This is a genomic window from Erwinia sp. GW821-FHT03D09 (assembly GCF_059420805.1).
On record NZ_JBWKUK010000026.1, the window covers coordinates 38,991 to 62,773 of the forward strand.

13 protein-coding genes are annotated in these 23,783 nt (G+C 59.1%); 4 read left to right on the forward strand and 9 right to left on the reverse strand.

Features of this window, described 5'->3' with window-relative positions:
* Positions 1-87: 87 nt before the first annotated feature.
* Both rhlE and dusC read left to right on the forward strand, forming a co-directional pair.
* Positions 88-1,554 (forward strand): ATP-dependent RNA helicase RhlE, encoded by a 1,467-nt coding sequence (rhlE, locus tag AC07U6_RS20860; RefSeq protein WP_494762070.1) that lies wholly within the window; start codon positions 88-90, stop codon positions 1,552-1,554.
* A gap of 51 nt (positions 1,555-1,605) precedes the next feature.
* Complete coding sequence (gene dusC / locus AC07U6_RS20865; protein WP_494762071.1) at positions 1,606-2,544, forward strand: tRNA dihydrouridine(16) synthase DusC; 939 nt, start codon at positions 1,606-1,608, stop codon at positions 2,542-2,544.
* A gap of 126 nt (positions 2,545-2,670) precedes the next feature.
* Here the strand turns inward: dusC and AC07U6_RS20870 are convergent, their stop codons facing one another.
* Entirely contained in the window at positions 2,671-3,417 is a 747-nt protein-coding gene (locus AC07U6_RS20870; protein ID WP_494762072.1) for an SDR family NAD(P)-dependent oxidoreductase, read from the reverse strand.
* A 179-nt stretch (positions 3,418-3,596) separates the two neighbouring features.
* Between AC07U6_RS20870 and AC07U6_RS20875 the strand changes: the two genes are divergently transcribed.
* Positions 3,597-4,799 (forward strand): MFS transporter, encoded by a 1,203-nt coding sequence (locus tag AC07U6_RS20875; protein ID WP_494762073.1) that lies wholly within the window; start codon positions 3,597-3,599, stop codon positions 4,797-4,799.
* On the opposite strand, the gene ppk2 is transcribed toward AC07U6_RS20875, so the two are convergent.
* Positions 4,793-5,710: a polyphosphate kinase 2 gene (gene ppk2 / locus AC07U6_RS20880; protein WP_494762074.1), complete on the reverse strand. Its 918-nt coding sequence runs from the start codon at positions 5,708-5,710 to the stop codon at positions 4,793-4,795. The genes AC07U6_RS20875 and ppk2 overlap by 7 nt on opposite strands.
* A 258-nt stretch (positions 5,711-5,968) precedes the next feature.
* On the opposite strand from ppk2, the gene AC07U6_RS20885 reads away from it, so the two are divergent.
* Positions 5,969-6,451, forward strand: coding sequence for a CorA family divalent cation transporter (locus AC07U6_RS20885; RefSeq protein WP_494764456.1), 483 nt, complete (start codon positions 5,969-5,971; stop codon positions 6,449-6,451).
* A 442-nt stretch (positions 6,452-6,893) separates the two neighbouring features.
* Here the strand turns inward: AC07U6_RS20885 and AC07U6_RS20890 are convergent, their stop codons facing one another.
* From AC07U6_RS20890 to AC07U6_RS20920, 7 genes are all read right to left on the reverse strand, one after another.
* A complete protein-coding gene (locus AC07U6_RS20890) occupies positions 6,894-8,099 on the reverse strand; it encodes a L,D-transpeptidase family protein (RefSeq protein WP_494762075.1) in 1,206 nt (401 codons plus the stop codon).
* 500 nt (positions 8,100-8,599) lie between these two features.
* Positions 8,600-11,770 (reverse strand): glycosyltransferase, encoded by a 3,171-nt coding sequence (locus tag AC07U6_RS20895; RefSeq protein ID WP_494762076.1) that lies wholly within the window; start codon positions 11,768-11,770, stop codon positions 8,600-8,602.
* A gap of 20 nt (positions 11,771-11,790) precedes the next feature.
* Positions 11,791-13,047: an HlyD family type I secretion periplasmic adaptor subunit gene (locus AC07U6_RS20900; RefSeq protein WP_494762077.1), complete on the reverse strand. Its 1,257-nt coding sequence runs from the start codon at positions 13,045-13,047 to the stop codon at positions 11,791-11,793.
* Positions 13,028-15,226 carry a type I secretion system permease/ATPase gene (locus AC07U6_RS20905; protein WP_494762078.1) on the reverse strand — a complete coding sequence of 733 codons (2,199 nt, stop codon included), beginning with the start codon at positions 15,224-15,226 and terminating at the stop codon, positions 13,028-13,030. The genes AC07U6_RS20900 and AC07U6_RS20905 overlap by 20 nt, the downstream gene beginning before the upstream one ends.
* Positions 15,223-16,656: a TolC family outer membrane protein gene (locus AC07U6_RS20910; RefSeq protein WP_494762079.1), complete on the reverse strand. Its 1,434-nt coding sequence runs from the start codon at positions 16,654-16,656 to the stop codon at positions 15,223-15,225. Before AC07U6_RS20910 ends, AC07U6_RS20905 begins: the two co-directional genes overlap by 4 nt.
* Positions 16,657-16,874: 218 nt before the next feature.
* Entirely contained in the window at positions 16,875-19,043 is a 2,169-nt protein-coding gene (locus AC07U6_RS20915; protein ID WP_494764840.1) for an Ig-like domain-containing protein, read from the reverse strand.
* Between the two features lie 59 nt (positions 19,044-19,102).
* Positions 19,103-23,783: hypothetical protein (locus AC07U6_RS20920; RefSeq protein ID WP_494764841.1), on the reverse strand; the 4,681-nt coding region annotated here is incomplete at its 5' end.

Sequence of the window (23,783 nt, forward strand, 5' to 3'; positions counted from 1 at the left end):
AAGCGTCAGGACAATCCTGGCGTCATATTCTCCCCCTGGAAACTACACCGCTTTGCGGTCAGGGCGGACCCGGAGTCAGTCAACTTTATGTCATTTGATTCTCTCGGCCTTAATGCCGATATTCTTCGCGCTGTTGCTGAACAGGGCTATAACGAGCCAACGCCGATTCAGCGTCAGGCAATCCCGGTAGTGCTTTCCGGTCGCGATCTGATGGCCAGCGCCCAGACCGGCACCGGTAAAACCGCCGGTTTTACCCTGCCTCTGCTGCAGCTTCTCAGCAGCGAAAACCCGTACGCCAAGGGCCGCCGCCCGGTTCGTGCGTTGATTTTAACCCCAACCCGCGAGCTGGCAGCGCAGGTCGGTGAAAACGTTGCTGAGTACAGCAAATATCTGAATATTCGCTCGCTGGTGGTATTTGGCGGCGTGAGTATTAACCCGCAGATGATGAAGCTGCGCGGTGGCGTTGACGTACTGGTCGCCACGCCAGGCCGTCTGTTGGATCTTGAGCATCAGAACGCGCTTGACCTGTCTAAGGTTGAAATTCTGGTGCTGGATGAAGCCGACCGCATGCTGGATATGGGCTTTATTCACGATATCCGCCGCGTGCTGGCCAAGCTGCCGGCAAAACGTCAGAACCTGCTGTTCTCCGCCACCTTCTCTGATGAGATTAAATCCCTGGCGGAAAAACTGCTGCACAACCCGGAGCAGGTGGAAGTCGCGCGGCGTAACACCGCATCCGAGCAGGTTACCCAGCACGTTCATTTCGTAGATAAAAAACGCAAGCGGGAACTGCTGTCGCAGCTGATCGGTAGCGGTAACTGGCAGCAGGTGCTGGTATTTACCCGCACCAAACACGGTGCTAACCACCTGGCCGAGCAGCTGAATAAAGATGGCATCACCGCCGCCGCGATCCACGGAAATAAAAGCCAGGGTGCGCGTACCCGTGCGCTGAGCGATTTTAAAGACGGTAAAATCCGCGTGCTGGTGGCAACGGATATCGCCGCGCGCGGTATCGACATCGAAGAGCTGCCGCACGTGGTGAACTACGAGCTGCCAAACGTGCCGGAAGACTACGTACACCGTATTGGTCGTACCGGTCGCGCGGCGGCGGTGGGTGAAGCGCTGTCGCTGGTCTGCGTGGATGAACACAAACTGCTGCGCGATATTGAACGCGTACTGAAGCGTGAGATCCCGCGTCTGGCGATTGACGGCTACGAGCCGGACCCAACGATCAAGGCTGAGCCGATCGTTAACGGTCGTCAGCAGCGCGGTGGCGCAGGTGGCGGCGGTGGTCGTGGTCGCGGCGGTGCCCCGGGCCAGCGTAGTGGCGGTGGACGTAGCGCCGGTGGCAACCGTAGCGGTAACGGCAGCGGCAACAACGGTGGCGAGCAGCGCCGCCAGGGCAACGGCGGCGAACAGCGTCGTCAGGGCAACGGCGGCAGCGCGGCTAGCGGTTCCGGTGCAGCACGCGGTGCTCGCCCTGAAGGTGGCAACGGTGCACCACGCGTAAACCGTACCCGTCAGCGTCGTGCTAATCCTGGCAACAACGGCTAATTCATTCGGGGGAACCGCCCGGTTCCCCCTTTTACAATCCACAGGTTTACCATGCGCGTGCTACTTGCCCCGATGGAAGGCGTTCTCGATTCGCTGGTGCGTGAACTGCTGACCGACGTCAACGATTACGATCTCTGTATTACCGAATTTTTGCGGGTAGTGGATGCACTGCTGCCGGTGAAATGTTTTTCTCGCCTTTGCCCTGAACTGGATCACGCCAGCCGGACGCCTTCCGGTACGCTGGTGCGTATTCAGCTGCTGGGCCAGTACCCGGAATGGCTGGCGGAAAACGCCGCACGAGCGGTGGAGCTGGGGTCATGGGGGGTGGATCTCAACTGCGGCTGCCCGTCTAAAACGGTCAACGGCAGCGGCGGCGGGGCCACGCTGTTAAAAGATCCCGAATTGATTTATCAGGGCGCGAAGGCTATGCGTGCCGCCGTTCCTGCTCATCTGCCGGTGACGGTAAAAATTCGACTCGGCTGGGATTCCGGCGATCGCCAGTTTGAAATCGCCGATGCGGTACAGCAGGCGGGCGCGACCGAGCTTGCCGTACACGGCCGCACCAAAGAAGACGGTTACAAAGCCGAGCGCATTAACTGGGCAGCGATTGGTGAAATTCGTCAACGCTTAACGATTCCGGTGATCGCCAACGGCGAAATCTGGGACTGGCAGAGCGCGCAGGACTGCCTGGCGACGACCGGATGTGATGCGGTGATGATCGGACGCGGCGCGCTGAACGTTCCGAATCTTAGCCGGGTGATTAAATACAATGAACCGCGCATGCCGTGGAACGACGTCGTGATGCTGCTGAAGAAATACGTCCTGCTGGAAAAACAGGGCGATACCGGCCTGTACCACGTCGCGCGCATCAAGCAGTGGCTGGGCTATCTGCGTAAGGAATACGAAGAAGCCAGCGGGCTGTTCGCTGAAATTCGCGCGCTGGGCACCTCAAAAGATATCGCGCGGGCGATCGGCAATATTCGCGTCTGAGCCCCGGCAGGGCACCGGTAATCGATTTTCCTGGCTACGCCGGGGATTGAAATATCACCGTGTTATCCCGCGCGCTCATCTGGCTGCCTCACTTTCCGGCCCGCCTCGCCCGCCGCTTAATGTGGCTTATTGGGCAACGTAACCGCCATCCACCAGCAGGGCGGCGCCGTTAATAAATGAAGCATCATCGCTGGCGAGAAACGCGACCACGCTGGCAACTTCCTCCGGGCGGCCAAGGCGGCCTGCCGGATGCAGTTTCACCAGCTCGGCTTTTGCCGCCGCTCCCTGTGGATCGAGCAGCGGGGTATCTATGTAGCCAGGGCAAACGGCATTCACACGTATATTCTTCGCAGCGTAGTCTATTGCCAGGGTTTGCGTCAGCAACTTCACGCCGCCTTTCGCCGCGGAATAGGCGCTCAACCCGTGTTTCCCTACCCAACTGTGAATTGAGCCGCAGTTAACGATAACGCCAGGCTGCTGCTGCGCGAGCCAGTACTCTATGGCGGCCTTATCCAACAGAAAAACGCCGGTAAGGTTGATATCAATGGTTTTGCGCCATTTCTCCAGCGAAAGCGCGTCGGCGGGGGCATCATCGGCGATACCGGCATTGGCAAATACAATATCCAGGCGGCCAAAGCGCGCGACCGTCTTCTCGATCAACTGTTGATTCTGCTGGGCGTCGGTGACGTTAATCTTAAAGAACAGGCTCTGATGACCTTCGCTGTTCAGGCGGTTTTCCAGCTTTTTACCCGCCGTCTCATTCAAGTCGGCAATAACTACCGCAGCACCTTCTGATGCCAGCCGCTGAACGGTCGCTGCGCCAATTCCGCTGGCACCGCCGGTCACGATCGCCACTTTTCCTTTAAATCTCATGATAAAATCTCCGGTAAATGAACTCGTTCAGCCTAAGCTTCAACGGCAATAAGCGTTTAACATTCGCTGCTGGGAATAAAAATCCTGTTTTTGACATAACTTATCGCGATTCTTCGCGGGATCTGTTAGCAAGCTAAGGGTATGATATAGCGACTATTACAACCTGTTTTGGCTCTGCTATGTCTGCAATTCCGGCATTAACCAATGCCCAGCTTAATAAACGCATTATCTCCGTGGTGGTTTTTACCTTTTTTTGTTACCTCTCCATCGGTCTGCCACTGGCAGTGCTGCCGGGCTATGTGCATAACCAGCTGGGATACAGTTCGTTTGTTGCCGGACTTATCATCAGTCTGCAGTACTTCGCCACGTTGATTAGCCGCCCGCAGGCCGGTCGCTATGCCGATCTGCTCGGACCAAAAAAAGTGGTGCTGGCCGGGCTGGTGCTGTGCGGTGCCAGCGGCGCGCTGAGTATTCTGGCAGTGGTGTTTAATACTTCTCCCCTTGTCAGCCTGCTGCTGCTGGCCGCAGGGCGAGTAGTGCTGGGCTTCGGTGAAAGTCTGACAGCCACCGGATCGATTCTGTGGGGGATTAACGTCGTGGGTACGGTGCAGAGCGCCCGGGTGATCTCCTGGAACGGCGTCGCCACCTATCTGGCGATGGCGATGGGGGCGCCGCTGGGGGTGATGCTGAATTCGCTGTTTGGTATTCCTGGCTTTGCCGGATTGATCGTTGTGATGGCCATTTTCGGATTCTGGATGGCAACGCGCCGTCCGGCGGTCAAAGTGCAGGTGGGCGAACGCACCCCGTTCAGCCAGGTCTTTGGCAAAATCTGGATCTACGGTCTGTGCCTGGGGCTGGGCACGGTGGGCTTCGGTACCATTGCCACCTTTATCACACTTTATTTCAGCCATCACGGCTGGAGCGGTGCGGCCTTCTCGCTGACGCTGTTCAGCTGCGGGTTTATACTGATGCGCCTGCTGTTTAACAACAGCATCAGCCGCTTTGGGGCCATGCGCGTTTCGCTGGTGTCATTCACTATCGAGTGCGTTGGCCTGCTGATTATCTGGCAGGCGAGCAGCGTGTGGATGGTGGATCTTGGGGCGTTTCTCACCGGCTCCGGCTTCTCACTGATCTTCCCGGCACTGGGCGTGGAAGCGATTCGGCGTGTTAAGCCGCAAAATCAGGGATCGGCGCTGGGGCTCTATTCTGCCTTTCTCGACTGCGGTCTGGGGATCACCGGGCCGCTGGCGGGCCTGCTGATTGGACACTGGGGAATTGATACTATCTATCTGGCGGCTGCGGGCGTGGTGCTGATTGCGCTGGCGCTGATTGTCAGAATGTTGATGCGGGGGGAAGGTCAATCCCCCCAGCCAGATCAGTAAATTTCCGGCACGATCATCTCTTCCGGCACCGGGTTGCGGCGGTACTTATCGTGGCGCTCGCGGTGCGGTAGGGTGAAGGTTTTCTGCTCCGTGTCTTCATACGGGATCTGGCGCAGCAGATGACTGATGCAGTTCAGGCGCGCCTTCTTTTTGTCCACGCCCTGCACGATCCACCAGGGCGCTTCGTCAATATTGGTGCGCTCCAGCATCTCTTCTTTCGCCTCGGTGTACTCTTCCCAGCGGCGGCGGCTTTCCAGGTCCATCGGGCTGAGCTTCCACTGTTTTAACGGGTCGTGGATACGGCTGAGGAAGCGCAGCTCCTGCTCTTCATCGGTAATGGAGAACCAGTATTTAACGATCTGAATTCCGCTGCGCGTCAGCATCTTTTCAAACTCCGGCACGCTGCGGAAAAACTCTTCCACTTCCTGTTCATTGCAGAAGCCCATCACTCGCTCAACGCCCGCTCGGTTGTACCAGCTGCGGTCAAACAGCACCATTTCTCCTGCGGCCGGAAGGTGAGCGATATAGCGCTGGAAATACCACTGGGTGCGTTCACGATCGTTAGGCGCGGGCAGGGCGGCAACGCGGCAGGTACGCGGGTTAAGGCGCTGGGTAATGCGCTTAATCACCCCGCCTTTGCCCGCGGCATCGCGGCCTTCAAAAATAATCACCAGGCGGTGCCCGGTACGCGTGACCCAATCCTGCAGTTTGACCAGTTCACCCTGCAGGCGCAGAAGCTCGCGGAAATAGTGCTTACGCCAGGCCTTTTCACCCGGTTCAGGCTCGCGGCCGTCGCCGAAACGCAGATCGTCAAGCTCCATCTCCAGCTCTTCGTCGTAGCTGTCGTAGAACTCCTGCAGCAGGCGCTGGTTAATATTCTCAATGGAGAAATCATTACCTTGCATCGCCATTCTCGCTTACCCCCGGTAAGGTTAAAAAGAAGTCATTGTGCTGTTAAACAGAATTACTCTCCGGTAATACGCAGTTTTAATGACAACTAAATGACGAAGCGGGCGAATAATTGCTCATCCGGCGGCGACGGTAACAAAACTGTCATCTGCATAGGTCAGGATAGGGTTATTGCGGCCCTGTTTTAGCCTGGTAAATCTATGACTCAACGCCTGCCGCTGGTGCGGTAAAAACCCGACTTTAGTGATGATGTTTCCGGCCTGATTTATGGCTATCAGTTTTTCAACGGCCGCGAGCCGCAAAGTTTGACCGTACAGCAGTCGTGTGAGGCATGGAACAGCCAGAGCAGCACGGAAGATAGCTTTCTGTGGCTTCACGTTAATCTTAATCACGCTGCTGCTGCGCGCTGGCTACAAACCCATTTTGCCGTTGACGAAGAGTTCTTCGACGAGATCCAGCACGGTTCACACAGTACCCGCATTGAGCGGCAGAACGATGCGTTGATGGCGGTGCTGAACGACGTCATTTTTGATGCGCGTGAAAGCCGGGAGGAGAGTGCCACGCTGTTTACCCTGACGCTGATTACCGTGCTGGCGCTGCCCATTAATCTGGTCGCCGGTTTTTTCGGCATGAATGTGGGAGGGATACCGCTATCGGGCAATCCGCATGGTTTCGTGCTGTTAGTGGTGGTGTTTAGCTGTGCGGCAGCCTGGCTGGTACTTCGGCGGCGGGAACCGGGATAAAAAAAAGGGAAAGGGTGGCATCCTTTCCCGGTGGAAATGCTGGCCGAGACACAAACGCCAGCGGTGAGAACAACATGGGTTCTCCAAAGCCTATTGTTGTCGAGGGCATCAGCAAATTAACGCTAACGCAACACTAAGCTATTGCGATCAGCCTGGTCAGTACCACTCATTCCGTGCGCTTAAATCGGATTTTCATTCATTAAATCAGTTATTGAGATAAATCTCACCCAATAGTGATTTTATAAATTACGGGCGATTAAATAGAAGCAGAACACTATCCGGTGATGTGCAGATTAAGAAGTACGCCGCCACCCTGGAGAGGGTGTTTATTATTCTGCAAGTGAAGGTTTACGGCATAAAAAACTGCATCTTAATCAGCGGCCCTTGCCGCCTTTCAGGTGCAGTTTTAATCACCGGGCCAGTGAAAGGCCCCTGATGCGAATCAGGATTTCGGCGTGCTGTAGATTGGACCCGGCTGGCTCAGGCCTGGAATGGTCTGTGCGTTGCTTTCCGCAGATGCATCGGTCGCTGCCGGTACAGACTGCTCGGTTGCTGGCTGCTCAGCTGCGGCCTGTTCAGCTGCTGGCTGCTGCGCAGCGGCAGTGGCGTCACCGGTAACGGAATCAACCACGTTGGCACCCTGCGGAGTGACCGGCGTCATCGGCTCTTCTTTCGGCAGTGCACCTTCCTGCTCGGGCACGGCAACCGGAGCGCTGGCATCGGCTTCACCATTCACTTTTACTGGCATACCGGAACGTGCTTTCAGCGCGTCTTCCATACTGGTGGTGTTAACGCTGGCATCGCTAACCATTTTCGTTACCGCAGCGGTAAGCGTCAGTGGAACCGGCTCGCGGGACTGGAACTGCTCTTCGGTCTGCGACAGCGGGTTGTGGATCTCAACATAGCGAGAACCGTCCGGCTCGACCGTTGCCTTAATCGGCTGATCGATAAACTGCACGCGCGTGCCAACCGGCACGTTGTCGAACAGCCATTTAATATCGTCCGCGCGCAGACGCACGCAGCCGTGGCTTACGCGCAGGCCAATACCAAAGTTGGCGTTGGTACCGTGAATCGCGTACAGACGGCCAATATACAGTGCGTACAGACCCATCGGGTTATCCGGGCCAGCCGGGAAAACGGCAGGCAGAGACTCACCGCGCGCGGCATACTCTTCGTGCATTTTCTTGGTTGGGGTCCAGGTCGGACCGTCTTTTTTACGCTGAACGGACGTGGTCCAGTTAACAGGCGTATCTTTACCCAATTCGCCGATGCCGATTGGCAGTACAACAACGGTTTTCGTGCCTTTCGGATAGTAGTACAGGCGCATTTCAGCGCTGTTGATCACAATGCCTTCACGCGGAGCGTCTGGCAGGATCAGCTGCTGAGGAATAATCAGTTTGCTGCCGGCTTTCGGCAGATAAACGTCAACGCCTGGGTTAGCTTCCATCAGGTTGCTCAGACCCATCTGGTACTGCGCAGCAAAAGCTTCCAGCGGCAGCTTGCTGTCTTCAGGAATTGTGATTTCCAGGTTCTGTCCGATCAGGCGGCTGTTGGCGGCCGGAAGCGGATAAACCACGGCTAAGGCTGAGTGGCTGAACGCCGCTGCGGCCAGAAACAGGGTGACAAATGCACGGATGCTTTTTTTCATATTATTTCAGGTGTAGCGCCATGTAGACTGTTGATAAACGACCCAATACTGGTCAACTGTGACCGGCTGCACATTATATGTTCATAATAGCCTCGGATGAAACCGGGATTTATCTTTGTTGAACTTTCTTTACGAAGAATTGCCTGCTATGCCACCAAATTGCGGCGAATTTTTACCCGAGCTGGTGCCAACAACGACTTCAGCGATATTTCATCTCAGTTAATTCTTAAGAAGACATCACGTCATTTCGTCCAGGTAGCAGAACCTGTGTGATGTTAAAGCCCCTGAAGTGGTAAGGGTACGCCGATAAGCACAATAAAGATCGTGTGTTTTCTTAACCAATCAGAACGGTGATATGCGCTTGGGTATGAGTACGAGCAGAAAAATCGCGGATGATGGCGATGTCGGGGCGGAAAACCGCCCCGTTAACGATTGAATAAAGCGTGTTATGCCTTAGGCAATGATGCTCCTGATGCCGATTGTGACGGCAGGGCAAAGCTTTATTGCCCGATTGCTGCGCGTTCCTGGCTGACTGGGAGCGCCTGCTGTTCGCGATCGGCCGCCAGCTGGCGTATATCATCCCACCACTGCCGCCATTTCTCGGCCACCACCGGCGTAAAGAAGCGTGCCGCGCTGCGTGCAGCTGCTCCGCGCATGGTGCGCAGTTTGCCCGGATGCTCCAGCAGGTCTATCAGCGTATCCGCCAGCGCCTGCTCGTTGCCATCTTCGACCAGTACGCCCGCTTTGAAATTGCCCAGCAGATCACGCGGACCGTAATCGACGTTAAAGCTGACCAGCGGCGTGCTGTAAGCCAGCGCTTCCAGACCAAACAGCGAGAAACCTTCCTGATCTGAACACAGCACCGCGCAGCATGCCTGACGGTGGATGCCTTCGACATCGGCGGAGAAGCCGTTGATATGAATATTTTGCGTCAGCCCTTTGTCCTGTACCTGTTTAATCAGGCCAGCACGCAGCGGGCCAACGCCCCAGGTATGCAGCTGCGCATCCGGTACCGCCTTCAGCACTTTTTCAAACACCCGCAGCAGCAGTCCGTGGCGCTTTTCTTCTGAGTAGCGGGCCATATACACCACATTTTTACTGGCCTTCTTGCTGATCTTTTTCGTCGCCTGCGGATTATCAATGTGGTTTGGGATGGTACGCAGGCGCTGAGCCGGGAAACCGCCGTTAAGCAGCGCCTGCTGCTGCCCGTCGGTCAGAACCACCAGCTGGTCGATGTTTTTCTCGCTGTCGAGTATGCGCGCATAGCCCGCTTTCAGCTTGCCATTGGCCAGCAGGTGAGTAGAGTGGAACAGCGAGGTCAGCGTGCCGTTGCAGTGCAGATGCGGCGCAAGGCGAATAAATTCACTCCACGGACGGTTTTTATCCACAAGGAAGTGCCATTCAGTACGCGGATCGAGGCACATAATCGCCAGCGCCGCGACAAATGCTGCATCGCTGCGCCAGCTCAGTTTCTTGCCGTTTGGCTGGCCGACTTCAATGCTGGACAACAGGCTGCTCTGCTGGCGCTGGGTATAGTGCTTGCGCAGAACGATACGCTGGCGGCTATCGACATAATCTTCGAAGCTCAGCTCGCCCTCACGCCCCGGCAGCGCATACTGCAATACGCGCAGCGGCGCGTCTTTAGTCCCCGTGGAACGTAACAGCACGCCCTGCGGGATCGCCGCCAGCGGCGCGAGTTTTTTGCTATCGCACAGCGGCGACAGCCACTGGTAAATGCTCATCACCTGGGTTTCTACCGGTAGCTTACCGGCGGCCTTAAAGGCCTCCGTTGTTTCTTCCAGCGCCGGGTTAAATGATGAAATCAGGATGGTCGGCACCACGCCGAGATACTCTTTAAACAGCCTGACGCGGCGCATTGTCGCCACTTCAACGCCGTTACCGACGTTACGCAGGTTTTCACACAGGAACAGTACACGTGGATCGCCGGATTTGCGCGGTCCACCGCGTGCAGCAAGCGCCTTAGACGCTACCGAGGCCTTCACAGCGGTCGCCTGTTCATGGGATGGCTGGCGCAGATAGTTATGGTAGGCGACATAGCCTGAAAGATAGTGTTCAACATCATCGATCCTCACTCGGAAGCTGTGGTGGCGGATAAAGAAGCTGCCAACAATGCGCTCTGGATTTTTAAAGAACATGGCCAGTTCCGGCCAGAAGAAGCCGTTCAGCAGGTAGCGGGCGCGGAACTCCAGTGCTTCGTAGAATTTATTCAGGTTGAAGTCAAACAGCAGGTGACAGTGGCGCTCGTCGGCGGCCATCCGCACGATCATTTTCTGCGCCGCCATCATCAGCTCAAGCAGCGTTGGGAAAGTGGTGATACGCGTCAGCACAAAATTCAGATAGTCGCTCACGTTATCCAGCCCGAACTTGAAATAGCGCTCTTCCGGGCGATACAGCGTCAGTTCATTAACGCAGTAGCTCAACCAGTGGTCGTGCGCCTGCCAGTGCTTATTCTCAATAAAGTAGTCAAACGCGCGCTCGACGATCTCCAGCCAGCGTGGATTGCGAGTAATGCCGTACAGCCGCATCAGCGCAAACGCCGCTTCTCCGTCGTAATAGATGATGCGCTGCTCCGCCTTCACCGACAGGCTGGGGTAGTTCAGCACATGCACAAACGACTTCTTATCGGTCTGCATGAAACCGATACCGTTTGCCAGCCGCTCCATTTGCGCCAGATAGCGCTCATCCCCGGTCAGCTCGGTGTATTTCGCCATCGCCAGAATACAGACGGCGTTACCGCCCAGCTTGATCTCATTCCCGGTATCCACGAGGAAATCGGCGTCGCTGCCGTCCGGCAGTTTGCGCGTGTGGATCAGCTTGCCGGTCAGGTAGCGCAGCGAGCGCTCAACCGCTTCCATCTGCTGCGGCTGCTGGCTTTTCTCCCAGCCTTCGAGCAGGGCATAGGTCGAGCTGGCATGGCGCAGCGCGTTATAGGAGTCGATAGGGCGGTCAAAGCAGGGGAACCAGCCGTAGTAAAACTCACCGGAGGATTTCACCTGTTCGGCCAGGAAGCTGGTGGCGCTGTCAATCACCTCAGGCAGCGTCTCGCCCGGCCAGTTATCGATGCGGCGATAGCCTGCGTTCAGTCCGCGATTTTCCAGCGGCAGGGTTTGAGTGCCGTCGGTAAATACGCCGCTGGTTGTAAAGCACCAGATCGTTTCGTCGTCACGCTGCGGCCACTGTAACGGCTGGCCAAAGCGCTGACGGCCATAGCTTGCCAGATTAATCACGTTCGGCGTCGCCAGGTTCTTATTGCCTTCGTACAGCACGGCGTTGGCGCACAGCTCCTGAGGCAGCATGGCGAGGGTAAACTGACTGTCCAGCGACAGCCCGCAGCCAAAGTAGTTACGCTTGGTCTTGCCGAATTCACGCTGTAAATCTTCCCAGCTTACCGCGCGGACCTGATCTACCACATCAACCCGCAGCCAGAGCGGCTTACGGCTCTGTTTTTTATTCCATTTTTGCAGCGCTTCCGCGCCATGACTCCAGGCCTGTTCAAAACTGTTGCCGCTGGCAATATGGACATGCGCACGTTTATTACCGTGACAGAGACTGAAAAAGAGTACCCAGCCGGGATGACCTTCCGGCAGCGCTGTGGTCGTCACACTTTCGGCAGAAATACGGGCTGCCTGCAAGAGTTTGCTTAATGACATCTCATCTCCTCCAGAGACTATTAACGCTCTCTGAGCGCTTCTTTTACGCGGTTAAACGGTTTAAACAGGTAATCCATAACGGTTTTCTCGCCGGTTTTAATATCAACCGACGCGATCATTCCCGGTGAAATGGAGAATCGTTTGCCATTTTTATTCTGCAAATAGTCAACATCCGTGCGGATAAATACGCGGTAGTAGTAAATCTCGGGCTTCACTTCGTCCTGGATGGTGTCCGGGGAAATCGTTTCAACCACGCCGTGCAGCCCACCGTAAATGGCATAATCGTAGGCGCTGATCTTGACCAGGGCATCCTGGCCGGGGTGGATAAAGGCGATGTCGCGCGGCGACAGGCGGGTTTCGATCAGCAGGCGACCGTCCAGCGGTACGATCTCCATCAGATCGCCGTTAGGGGGGATAACGCCGCCGATGGTGTTCACTTTGATATTTTTGACGATGCCGCGTACCGGTGAGCGAACGGTCAGTCGATCAACGGAGTCCGCGCGGCCTTTAATCACCTCGGCAAGGGTATCGACTTCGGCATTGGCCTTCGATAATTCTTCCCGCGCCTGCACATAGTACTGCGAGCGCAGATCGGTCATTTTCAGGTCGAGGTCTGCTTTCTGACGGCGCAGACGCAGCACTTCCACATTACTGGCCGCGCCGGTGGTGGCCAGCCTTTCGGTGATTTGCAGTTCGCGTTTCACCAGGTCCAGCGCTTCGGAAATCCGCGACTCAGAATCGTTGAGCTGCGCCCGGCGGGTGTTATACAGGCGCGTTTCTGATGCTTTCAGCTCCGTGTATTTGTCCAGGTCCGCCGGGAAGGTCAGCGGCAGATCGTTCACTTCGGCAGTCAGACGCGTAGCCGAGGCCAGTGAGGCGCGATAGCGTGCCGCACTTTCACCGACGTTGGACTGTGAGCGAGTCGGGTCCATCCAGGCTACGATCTGGCCAGCTTCAACTCGCGAACCTTCACGCACGTTCAGGCCGCCAAGAATACCGCCGTCCAACGACTGCAAGACCTGTTCGCGGGTGCTGGGGATCACCTTACCGGTACCGTTAGACACTTCGTCCAGCGTGCCAAACCACGCCCAGACGCCGATCACCGCCAGCATCAGTCCGCAAAGCCAGACAATCCGCGTTGCGCTGGAGAGCTTGACTTCATCGCTGTGGATGCCATCAACATCATCCGCCAGCGAAATGGCCGCGGCATTGTAGGTTGGAGCCGGTAGGCGCGCCGCGTCGAGCGTGGCGGGCAGATCAGGCAAATTTGCTTTCATCACCGATCTCCTGAGTACGTTTTTTCTCTTCTGCACGATTCATTGCTTTATCCTTCGGTGCATCCATCACCAGCGCACCGTCTTTCAACACCAGCACCCGTTCGGCCAGCTCCAGCACGGCGGCGCGGTGGGTGGCAATAATTAACGTACGACCGGCCAGCCAGCCGCTCAGGCGCTGCAGGAAATCGCGTTCGGTATGTTCATCCAGAGAAGCGGTAGGTTCATCGAGCAGGACAATATTGGGATCGCGCAGCAGCATACGCGCCAGCAGAATGGACTGACGCTGTCCGCCGGAAAGACCTAGTCCGCCTTCCATAATTTTATGTTCCAGCCCCAGCGGCAGGCGCTTAATAAAGTCGGCGGCACCGCAGACTTCCAGCACCGCGAAAATATCCTCGTCGCGAGCGTGGGGGGCACCCATTGTCAGGTTATCGCGCAGCGTACCGTGGAACATGCGGGCGTTCTGCGTTAGCAGGCCGACGTTGCGGCGCAGATCGGCCACGTCGATATGCGGCAGGCTGAGGTTGTCCAGCCGCAGTTCACCTTCAGCCAGCTCTACGCCGCCGGCCAGCGCCTGCAGGAAAGTGGATTTACCGGCACCGTTGCGGCCCAGTACCGCAATCCGCTCGCCGCGGCGAATCTCCAGTTTGGCCACCCGCAGCGGTATCTGATTAGAATCCAGATCGTAGCGGAACACGGCGGATTTGAACTGGTAGTCGCCGTACAGAGTGGCGCAGTGGACGCGGGCCTCATCGCCGCCGTTTTCCACTGGCAGCTGCATGATGTTATCCAGGCCGTCCTTCGCCGCTTTGACCTGCTGCCAGCGGGCCAGCACACCGCACAGATTGGTCATTGGGGCAATCATGCGGGAAGAAAGCATCGAAGCCGCAACGATCGCACCAGTAGTAATTTCACCCTCAATGACCATTGGCGCGCCGATCATCACCACCGTGGCATACACGAGGTTCTGCACGGTCATTCCCCAGCTAATCAGCCCCTGGGTCAAACGGCGGGTTTTCACCCCGGACTGCGCGGTAATCTGAATATAGCTGTTCCACTGCTGCTGGAAGCGCTGCTCGGCCTGCATCAGCTTGATATCTTCCAGCCCCTGCAGGCTTTCAACCAGAATGGCGTTACGCAGCGTGGTTTCCAGCGAGGACTGACGCGCCAGCCGGGCCAGTTTCTTTTGCAGCAGCAGGCCGGGAACCAGCATCAGGATCGTGGCAACCGGTGCGATCCACGCCAGATGCGGGGAAATCACCACCAAAACGCCCATAAACAGCAGAAAGAACGGCATATCAACGATGGCAGAAACGGTGCTGGAGGTGACCATTTCGCGTACCTGCTCCAGCTCGCGAACCTGGGAAATGAAGCTGCCGGTAGAGCGGGGGACTGCGCTGTTACGCAGGCGCAGCGCGTGGCCAAATACGCGGTCTGAGACGCGCAAATCGGCGCGTTTTCCCAGCAGGTCGGTAATATGCCCGCGGGCAATACGCATAATAAAGGAGAAGATAATGGCGATCATCACGCCGCCGAACAGTACATACAGTGTTGGGTATGACTGCGCCGGGATCACCCGGTCATAGACCTGCATCGAGAAAACGATGCCTGACAGCGCCATAATATTAATGATCAGCGAGGCCAGCATCACATACCAGTAGGGACGGATATCGCGCAGCACCAGGTTGCGTAACCAGTTCGGCGTGTACTCGGCCAGATAGCGGTCGGCGCGGATATCTTTTGCCACAGCGACCGGTCGGAAGGCGGCAATATGGCGGATTTCCGGCAGCAGTTTGGAAAACGGTAGCTGGGTCACCAGCTGGGCGTCGCTGATAAAGCTGACGCCGACGTTGTCGATGCCGTCATAGCTTTCGATTATTCCCACCTGGCCGTCTTTCAGCTGGATCACCAGAGGCAGCCGCCAGTTAGAGATCTCACTGTCTTTTTCATTCAGCAAACGTCCTGACAACCCGGCCTGGCGACCGAGGTTCTGGATCACTGAAGCCAGGGGTTTATCCACCTGCCAGCTGGCCGCAGCCTGCAGGCCGCCGGGGGAATATTCCAGACGGTAGTGTCTGGCGATGTGTCCAATGGCAGTCACCCAGTCGTGAAGATGGCTTTTCTCATTATTATTCTCGCCGTTATCGGGTTCGAGAGGTTCCTGGTGCAGCTGACTCATGGTTGGATCTCCACCTGCTGGATCTTCTGATTATCCAGTGCAAAGGCACTTCGGATATGCCCCGTGCTGTACAGACAGTCCAGCTGCAGGGTGCGCAGCTGGGCAATGGTCTGCTGCTCGGTAAAACGGGACTGATAAATTTCCTGCTCGGCGTTCAGCACGTCGAGCAGCTGACGGGTGCCAAGCTGCAGATACTGCTGTTGATACAGCTCGCGGGTTTTTTCACCCAGCGCCTGCTGGCGAGCCTGAATGGCCAGCGTAGTGCTAAGGCTCTGCGATTCGTTCTGTGAAGCGCTGAGCTGCTGCCGGGCGTTGAGTCGCGCAGAACGGACCATCGCATTGGCGGCTTCCAGCGTGTGTGCCGCCGCAGCGCGCTGTGCGTCCAGACCACCACCCTGATACAGCGGCATCTGCACCCGCACATAAGCGGAGTACTGGGTACGATCCAGCGACTGATTGTTCGGATAGCGGTCGTTGAGGTAATGAGTGACTTCCGGCTCCAGGGAGATGGTCGGCATCCGCTGGGCATTGGCGTAATCCAACTGGGCCTGCGCCTGATTAGCCTGCGCCCAGGCAGCCAGTACGGAAGGAATTAAGCGATCGTCAACCTGGTTAACTTCACAGGCTTTCCCCAGCTTTGCGGGGAAGTCATTGTTGACGCGGTTCACGGCTTTCCAGCCGAGATAGGTGGCCAGCGTTGCGCGCCAGCGGTCAAGGTTCGCGCGATACTGCATCAGCGTGGCGCGCGCGCCTTCAATACGGGTGTTGGTCTGTACGACATCGGAGAGGGAACTGGCCCCCTGATCGTTACGCTCGCGGGCCAGGCCACCGATGGCGTCAAGCGAGTCGAGTTGCGCCTGCGCGATAGCGACAAGCTCCTGATAGCCCTGAACCTGAACGAGTGCGGCGGCCGTATCGTGTGCAACCTGATCGATGCTCACCAATACTTTTGCCTGCTGTTGTGCCACGCCGGCATTCGCTGAACGCACCGAACTGTCAACTTTTCCGAAGTCATACAGCATCTGCGAAAGTGAAAGCACCAGCGACGGGCTGTAACCGTGTCCACTGTATGTGTTGGTAATACCGTTATTCATCCCACCGCTAATTTGTGGGTAGTACTTGGAACGGGCGTAGTTCACCTGTTCGGACTGCTCAAATAGCTTGCCCACCTGTTCACTGATCGTGGGGTGCCACTGTACCGCGCGCTGCACCGCTTTGGTAATATCCAGCGGCTGGTTGGTATTTTCGATAATGAGTTCGGTGACTTCGCCGTTCAGGCTGGGTAGTTCCTGTTGTGAAACAAGGTATTGTGCGCTGATGCGCGAGGAGGAATCTTCATCCAGCTCTTCGGCCAGGGCCGGAGCTAGTGGGAATAAAGCACCGGTCAGCATTAATAAGCCTGCCGTACTGCGTTTTACGCGAGGAATCATAGAAATTCTTTTTCCTGTTCGCTGTTGCTGATCTCTTACATGCTTCACCCGTCTGCGGGATTTTACTGTTGAAATATTTAACAATCCGCGTACTCCTTCAGGCAAACCGTAACAGGAAACGGGGGTGCGGCAGCCCTCGGCTGCACTACCCCCGTTAGTAAATAACGTTACATTTTTTGGCACATCCCTGTGCCACTGAAATATCCCTCAAACATTAGTTACACGGAAGTATTGTGCTGTTGCAGCAATTCGTCCAGGGTAACGGTCACATTTTCGAGAGTAATCAGTTCGGTTGAGTCGTACTGTGTTCCTGCACCGTCACGGTCAATCGACACCACGGTATTGCCGTCGTCGGTATGTTCTACCGAGACATAGTTACCGATAGTGGCGGCCGAACCGTCCCAGCCCTGCAGCAGTTCACTGACATCGATGTGGTCTTCGCCGACGGTGAAGTCGGTCCAGGTATCCGCACCGTTGCCGCCGGTAGAGTCATCCTGATCCAGCAGGTGGTAAACCACCGTGTCTGCCCCGTCACCCAGAGTGAAGGTGTCGTTGTAGGCACTGCCGGAAACAGAGTCATCTTCACTGGTGCCGGTGACCGCTGGTGCCAGGTCAATGGTCAGTGAGTTCAGCGTGATTGAACCGTCGGTTTCGACCAGCGAGTACGAGAACACTTCTTTAGAAGTGATATCGGCCGCAGTGATCCCTTCGTTCAATTCATAGCTGTACGTACCATCAGCGTTGATGGTCAGCGTACCGTACAGGCCATCCACGGTGGTTGATGCCGTACCGTCATCCGTCAGGCTGATACCATCAATATTCAGCGTTGCGCCGGTATGAGTGGTGGTATCGCCATCGTGCACGTTGCCGTGAAGGGTGCCGGAGGCTTCAGCATCGGTATCGAAGGATTCCACCGCCATCAGCGCACTGAGCACATTCACACCGTTGTGCAGCGTGATGGTCAGCGTTGATGAAGTCGTCACGTTATGCGAGTCAACGACCTGATAGGTAAAGGTCGTTGTTGCTGGCAACGAGTTCACTTTCAGGTTGGCTGCCAGGGTGAAGGTGTAATCCCCCGCCGCGTTGACAGCCAGAGAGCCGTACGCATTAGTGATGGTAGTCAGACCAGAGGTCGCGATCGTCGTACCGTTCACCGTGGAGACATGCGTGCCTGTTGGAATTTCACCGGTAGAGGAGCTGGTGTCATTGGCTAACAGCTGGCCAGTCGTACTGGTGGAATTGGTCAGTACCGTGTTGGTAAGATCAGTTGCTGCGTCAACACTCATGGTGTTGGTGGTGGCTGCTGCGACACCGGTTGAGTTCATCGCAATAACGTAAGACCCTGCCGTGGAAACGGTGAAGGTATGTGACCCCGTGCTGGTTCCGCCCAGGCCGAGAAGGAGCTGGTACAGCTGGCCACTCTGAACCCGGGTTAATGAACCATCGGTATTCACATGATACAGATACGCCGAAACGGTTGAGATAGCCTGAACCCCGGTAACGGTACCTGTTACGGTCAAGGTTCGGGTTTCATTCGCACCTACGGTGAACTGCAGATACGGGTTGCTACCCAGAAGGGTAATATTCAGCAGATTCGCCCCAAGACCCACACTCAGTAATGCATTCTGAGTGTTTGAGCCGATAGGCGTAGACTGCACGTTGCCTGTATGGGTCAGGAAGTCCACTTCCCCGGTATCCGGCGTTGCCGTGACGATGATCGCTGATTTGATCGACGTCGCCGTTGACGGGTTACCTGCTGCATCCGTCAGCGTAACCGACAGCTGTGTACCGTTAGTCTGTGGCGTGGTCAGCGTAACGGTAAAGGTGCCGTTATTATCGACGGTAACGTTAGCCGGACTGATAGTATTGCCGTTGGCATCCTTGATCGTTACCGTAGAGCCGATTTCACCGGTACCGGTAATCACCGTACCCGCCGCGTTGATAGACAGTCCGGTTGGAGCATCCGGTGGCGTAGTGTCGTGGGCAGTAACTGGTGCAGTTGGCGATGGGTTGCCCGCTGGATCGGTCTGCTGGACGGTCAGCGCCTGGCCGTTGGTCTGCGCGGAAGTCAGCGTTACGGTGAAGTTACCGTCTTCTCCAACGATTGCTCCTGCCACGCTGATCACAGTGCCGGCGGCATTACGTACGGTGATGCTCGCACCTGGTTCGCCAGTACCCGTAATGCTCAGGCCGTCTTCCGCCACGTTCAGCTCGTGAACCTGATCCGGAGGTGTGGTGTCGTCTGCTTCAACGGTGCCAGGCAGTGATTCGTTACCGGCTTCATCGGTCAGTGTAACGGTCAGAGTTTCGCCATTAGTCTGAGGTGTAGTCAGAGTAACGGTGAAGTTGCCGTCTCCGTCAACCACGGTGCCCGGAACGCTGATCACATTGTTGTTAGCGTCATAGACGGTAACAGATGCGCCAGGTTCACCAGTACCGGTGATGGTCAGGCCGCCTGCATTAACGACGAGACCTTCCGGTGCGTCAGGTGCATCAACGTCGGCATCGGCGTCAGCATCGGCATCCGCGTCGGCGTCAGCATCTGCATCGGCATCGGCATCGGCATCCGCGTCGGCGTCAGCATCCGCGTCGGCGTCAGCATCCGCGTCGGCGTCAGCATCCGCATCGGCGTCGGCATCCGCATCGGCATCCGCATCCGCGTCGGCATCGGCATCCGCGTCGGCATCGGCATCCGCGTCGGCGTCAGCATCCGCATCGGCATCGGCGTCGGCGTCCGCATCCGCATCCGCGTCAGCATCCGCATCGGCATCGGCATCGGCATCCGCATCGGCATCCGCATCGGCATCCGCGTCGGCATCGGCATCCGCGTCGGCGTCAGCATCGGCGTCCGCATCCGCATCCGCATCCGCGTCGGCATCCGCGTCGGCGTCAGCATCCGCATCGGCATCCGCATCGGCGTCAGCATCCGCATCGGCGTCAGCATCGGCATCGGCGTCAGCATCGGCATCGGCGTCAGCATCGGCATCCGCATCGGCATCGGCGTCAGCATCGGCGTCGGCATCGGCATCGGCATCGGCGTCCGCATCGGCGTCAGCATCCGCGTCGGCGTCCGCATCTGCGTCGGCGTCAGCATCCGCGTCGGCATCTGCGTCCGCATCCGCATCAGCATCAGCATCGGCGTCGGCATCAGCATCGGCGTCCGCGTCAGCATCCGCATCCGCATCCGCATCGGCATCCGCGTCGGCGTCGGCGTCGGCGTCAGCATCGGCATCGGCGTCGGCATCCGCATCGGCATCCGCGTCGGCGTCAGCATCGGCGTCGGCATCGGCGTCAGCGTCCGCATCGGCATCCGCGTCGGCGTCAGCATCGGCGTCCGCATCCGCGTCGGCGTCCGCATCGGCATCCGCATCCGCATCGGCGTCAGCATCCGCATCGGCGTCAGCATCGGCATCGGCATCGGCATCGGCGTCGGCATCCGCGTCGGCATCGGCATCGGCGTCGGCGTCGGCGTCAGCATCGGCGTCCGCATCCGCATCGGCATCCGCGTCGGCGTCCGCATCCGCGTCAGCATCCGCATCGGCATCGGCATCGGCATCGGCATCGGCATCGGCATCGGCATCGGCATCGGCATCGGCATCGGCATCCGCGTCGGCGTCAGCATCGGCGTCCGCATCCGCATCCGCATCCGCATCCGCGTCGGCATCCGCGTCGGCGTCAGCATCCGCATCGGCATCGGCATCCGCGTCGGCGTCAGCGTCAGCATCCGCATCGGCGTCCGCATCGGCATCCGCGTCGGCGTCCGCATCGGCATCCGCGTCGGCGTCCGCATCTGCGTCGGCGTCAGCATCGGCATCGGCATCCGCGTCGGCATCGGCATCCGCATCGGCGTCGGCATCCGCATCGGCGTCCGCGTCAGCATCCGCATCCGCATCCGCATCCGCGTCAGCATCGGCATCCGCGTCGGCGTCAGCATCGGCATCCGCATCGGCATCCGCATCGGCGTCGGCATCGGCATCGGCATCCGCGTCGGCATCAGCATCCGCGTCGGCATCGGCATCGGCATCCGCGTCGGCATCGGCGTCGGCGTCAGCATCGGCGTCGGCATCCGCATCGGCATCCGCATCCGCATCCGCGTCGGCATCCGCATCGGCGTCAGCATCCGCATCGGCATCGGCATCGGCATCCGCATCGGCGTCAGCATCCGCATCGGCATCGGCATCGGCATCGGCATCGGCATCCGCGTCGGCATCGGCATCGGCATCCGCATCGGCGTCCGCGTCAGCATCCGCATCCGCATCCGCATCCGCATCGGCATCCGCATCGGCATCCGCGTCGGCGTCAGCATCGGCGTCGGCATCAGCGTCGGCATCCGCGTCAGCATCGGCATCGGCGTCGGCATCCGCATCGGCATCGGCGTCGGCGTCAGCATCGGCATCCGCGTCGGCATCGGCATCCGCATCAGCATCGGCGTCGGCATCAGCATCAGCATCAGCATCAGCATCAGCGTCCGCGTCAGCATCCGCATCCGCATCCGCGTCGGCGTCAGCATCGGCATCGGCATCCGCGTCAGCATCGGCGTCGGCATCCGCATCCGCGTCGGCGTCAGCATCCGCGTCCGCGTCCGCATCGGCATCGGCATCCGCGTCGGCGTCGGCGTCGGCGTCGGCGTCCGCATCGGCATCGGCATCCGCGTCAGCATCGGCATCGGCATCGGCATCGGCATCCGCGTCGGCGTCGGCGTCGGCGTCCGCATCGGCGTCGGCATCGGCGTCCGCATCGGCATCGGCATCGGCATCGGCATCGGCGTCGGCATCGGCATCAGCATCCGCATCGGCGTCGGCGTCAGCATCCGCGTCCGCATCGGCATCCGCGTCGGCATCGGCGTCAGCATCCGCATCCGCATCCGCATCCGCGTCAGCATCGGCATCCGCATCGGCGTCAGCATCGGCATCGGCGTCGGCGTCAGCATCGGCATCCGCGTCGGCATCGGCGTCAGCGTCCGCATCGGCATCCGCGTCCGCATCGGCGTCCGCATCGGCATCCGCATCGGCATCCGCATCCGCATCGGCATCGGCATCGGCATCGGCATCGGCATCGGCGTCGGCGTCGGCATCAGCATCCGCGTCGGCATCGGCATCGGCATCCGCGTCGGCATCGGCGTCGGCGTCAGCATCGGCGTCGGCATCCGCATCCGCATCCGCGTCGGCATCCGCGTCGGCATCCGCGTCGGCGTCGGCATCGGCGTCCGCATCCGCATCCGCATCCGCATCGGCGTCAGCATCCGCATCGGCATCTGCATCCGCGTCGGCATCCGCGTCGGCATCGGCATCGGCGTCGGCGTCAGCATCGGCATCGGCATCCGCGTCAGCATCAGCATCCGCATCGGCATCGGCGTCAGCATCCGCGTCGGCATCCGCATCGGCGTCAGCATCCGCGTCGGCATCGGCATCGGCATCCGCATCCGCGTCCGCGTCGGCATCCGCATCCGCGTCGGCGTCAGCATCGGCGTCGGCATCCGCGTCGGCATCGGCATCCGCATCGGCGTCCGCATCCGCATCCGCATCGGCGTCCGCATCGGCGTCGGCATCGGCATCGGCGTCAGCATCAGCATCAGCATCAGCATCCGCGTCGGCATCGGCATCCGCGTCGGCATCGGCATCGGCATCGGCGTCGGCGTCAGCATCCGCGTCGGCATCTGCGTCCGCATCCGCATCGGCGTCAGCATCCGCGTCGGCGTCCGCATCGGCATCGGCATCGGCGTCAGCATCGGCATCCGCGTCGGCGTCAGCATCGGCGTCGGCATCCGCGTCGGCATCCGCGTCGGCATCCGCGTCGGCATCCGCGTCGGCATCCGCGTCGGCATCCGCGTCGGCGTCAGCATCCGCGTCGGCGTCAGCATCCGCGTCCGCGTCCGCGTCCGCATCCGCATCCGCATCCGCATCCGCATCGGCGTCAGCATCGGCATCCGCATCGGCATCGGCATCGGCATCGGCATCCGCGTCAGCATCCGCATCGGCGTCGGCGTCCGCATCGGCATCGGCATCGGCATCCGCGTCAGCATCCGCATCGGCGTCGGCGTCGGCGTCCGCATCGGCATCGGCATCGGCATCGGCATCGGCATCGGCGTCAGCATCGGCATCCGCGTCGGCGTCAGCATCGGCGTCGGCATCCGCGTCGGCATCGGCATCTGCGTCGGCGTCAGCATCGGCGTCGGCATCGGCATCCGCGTCGGCATCCGCGTCGGCATCGGCGTCCGCGTCGGCGTCAGCATCCGCATCCGCATCGGCGTCGGCATCCGCATCCGCATCCGCATCGGCGTCGGCATCGGCATCCGCATCGGCGTCGGCATCGGCATCGGCATCCGCATCCGCATCAGCATCCGCATCGGCATCAGCATCCGCATCCGCGTCGGCGTCGGCATCCGCGTCGGCGTCGGCGTCAGCATCCGCATCGGCGTCGGCATCCGCGTCAGCATCGGCGTCCGCATCGGCGTCAGCGTCGGCGTCAGCATCGGCATCGGCATCGGCATCGGCATCGGCATCGGCATCGGCATCGGCGTCCGCATCCGCATCGGCGTCCGCATCGGCATCCGCGTCGGCATCCGCATCGGCGTCGGCATCGGCGTCAGCATCAGCATCAGCATCCGCGTCGGCATCGGCATCGGCATCCGCATCGGCGTCGGCGTCAGCATCCGCGTCGGCATCGGCATCTGCGTCGGCGTCGGCGTCAGCATCCGCGTCAGCATCGGCGTCCGCGTCCGCGTCGGCGTCAGCATCCGCATCCGCATCGGCGTCAGCATCGGCGTCGGCGTCAGCATCCGCGTCGGCATCGGCATCGGCGTCCGCGTCCGCGTCGGCGTCAGCATCCGCATCCGCATCGGCATCGGCATCCGCGTCGGCATCGGCATCTGCGTCGGCGTCGGCGTCAGCATCCGCATCGGCGTCAGCATCGGCATCGGCATCCGCGTCAGCATCCGCATCGGCATCCGCATCCGCATCTGCGTCGGCGTCGGCGTCGGCGTCGGCATCCGCATCGGCATCCGCATCAGCATCCGCATCAGCATCCGCATCCGCATCCGCATCCGCATCCGCATCAGCATCAGCATCAGCATCAGCATCAGCATCAGCATCAGCATCAGCATCAGCATCAGCATCAGCATCAGCATC

Coding starts and splice junctions, on each gene's coding strand:
- rhlE (WP_494762070.1), top strand. CDS start 88: ATGTCATTTGATTCTCTCGGCCTTAATGCCGATATTCTTCGCGCTGTT.
- dusC (WP_494762071.1), top strand. CDS start 1,606: ATGCGCGTGCTACTTGCCCCGATGGAAGGCGTTCTCGATTCGCTGGTG.
- AC07U6_RS20870 (WP_494762072.1), bottom strand. CDS start 3,417: ATGAGATTTAAAGGAAAAGTGGCGATCGTGACCGGCGGTGCCAGCGGA.
- AC07U6_RS20875 (WP_494762073.1), top strand. CDS start 3,597: ATGTCTGCAATTCCGGCATTAACCAATGCCCAGCTTAATAAACGCATT.
- ppk2 (WP_494762074.1), bottom strand. CDS start 5,710: ATGGCGATGCAAGGTAATGATTTCTCCATTGAGAATATTAACCAGCGC.
- AC07U6_RS20890 (WP_494762075.1), bottom strand. CDS start 8,099: ATGAAAAAAAGCATCCGTGCATTTGTCACCCTGTTTCTGGCCGCAGCG.
- AC07U6_RS20895 (WP_494762076.1), bottom strand. CDS start 11,770: ATGTCATTAAGCAAACTCTTGCAGGCAGCCCGTATTTCTGCCGAAAGT.
- AC07U6_RS20900 (WP_494762077.1), bottom strand. CDS start 13,047: ATGAAAGCAAATTTGCCTGATCTGCCCGCCACGCTCGACGCGGCGCGC.
- AC07U6_RS20905 (WP_494762078.1), bottom strand. CDS start 15,226: ATGAGTCAGCTGCACCAGGAACCTCTCGAACCCGATAACGGCGAGAAT.
- AC07U6_RS20910 (WP_494762079.1), bottom strand. CDS start 16,656: ATGATTCCTCGCGTAAAACGCAGTACGGCAGGCTTATTAATGCTGACC.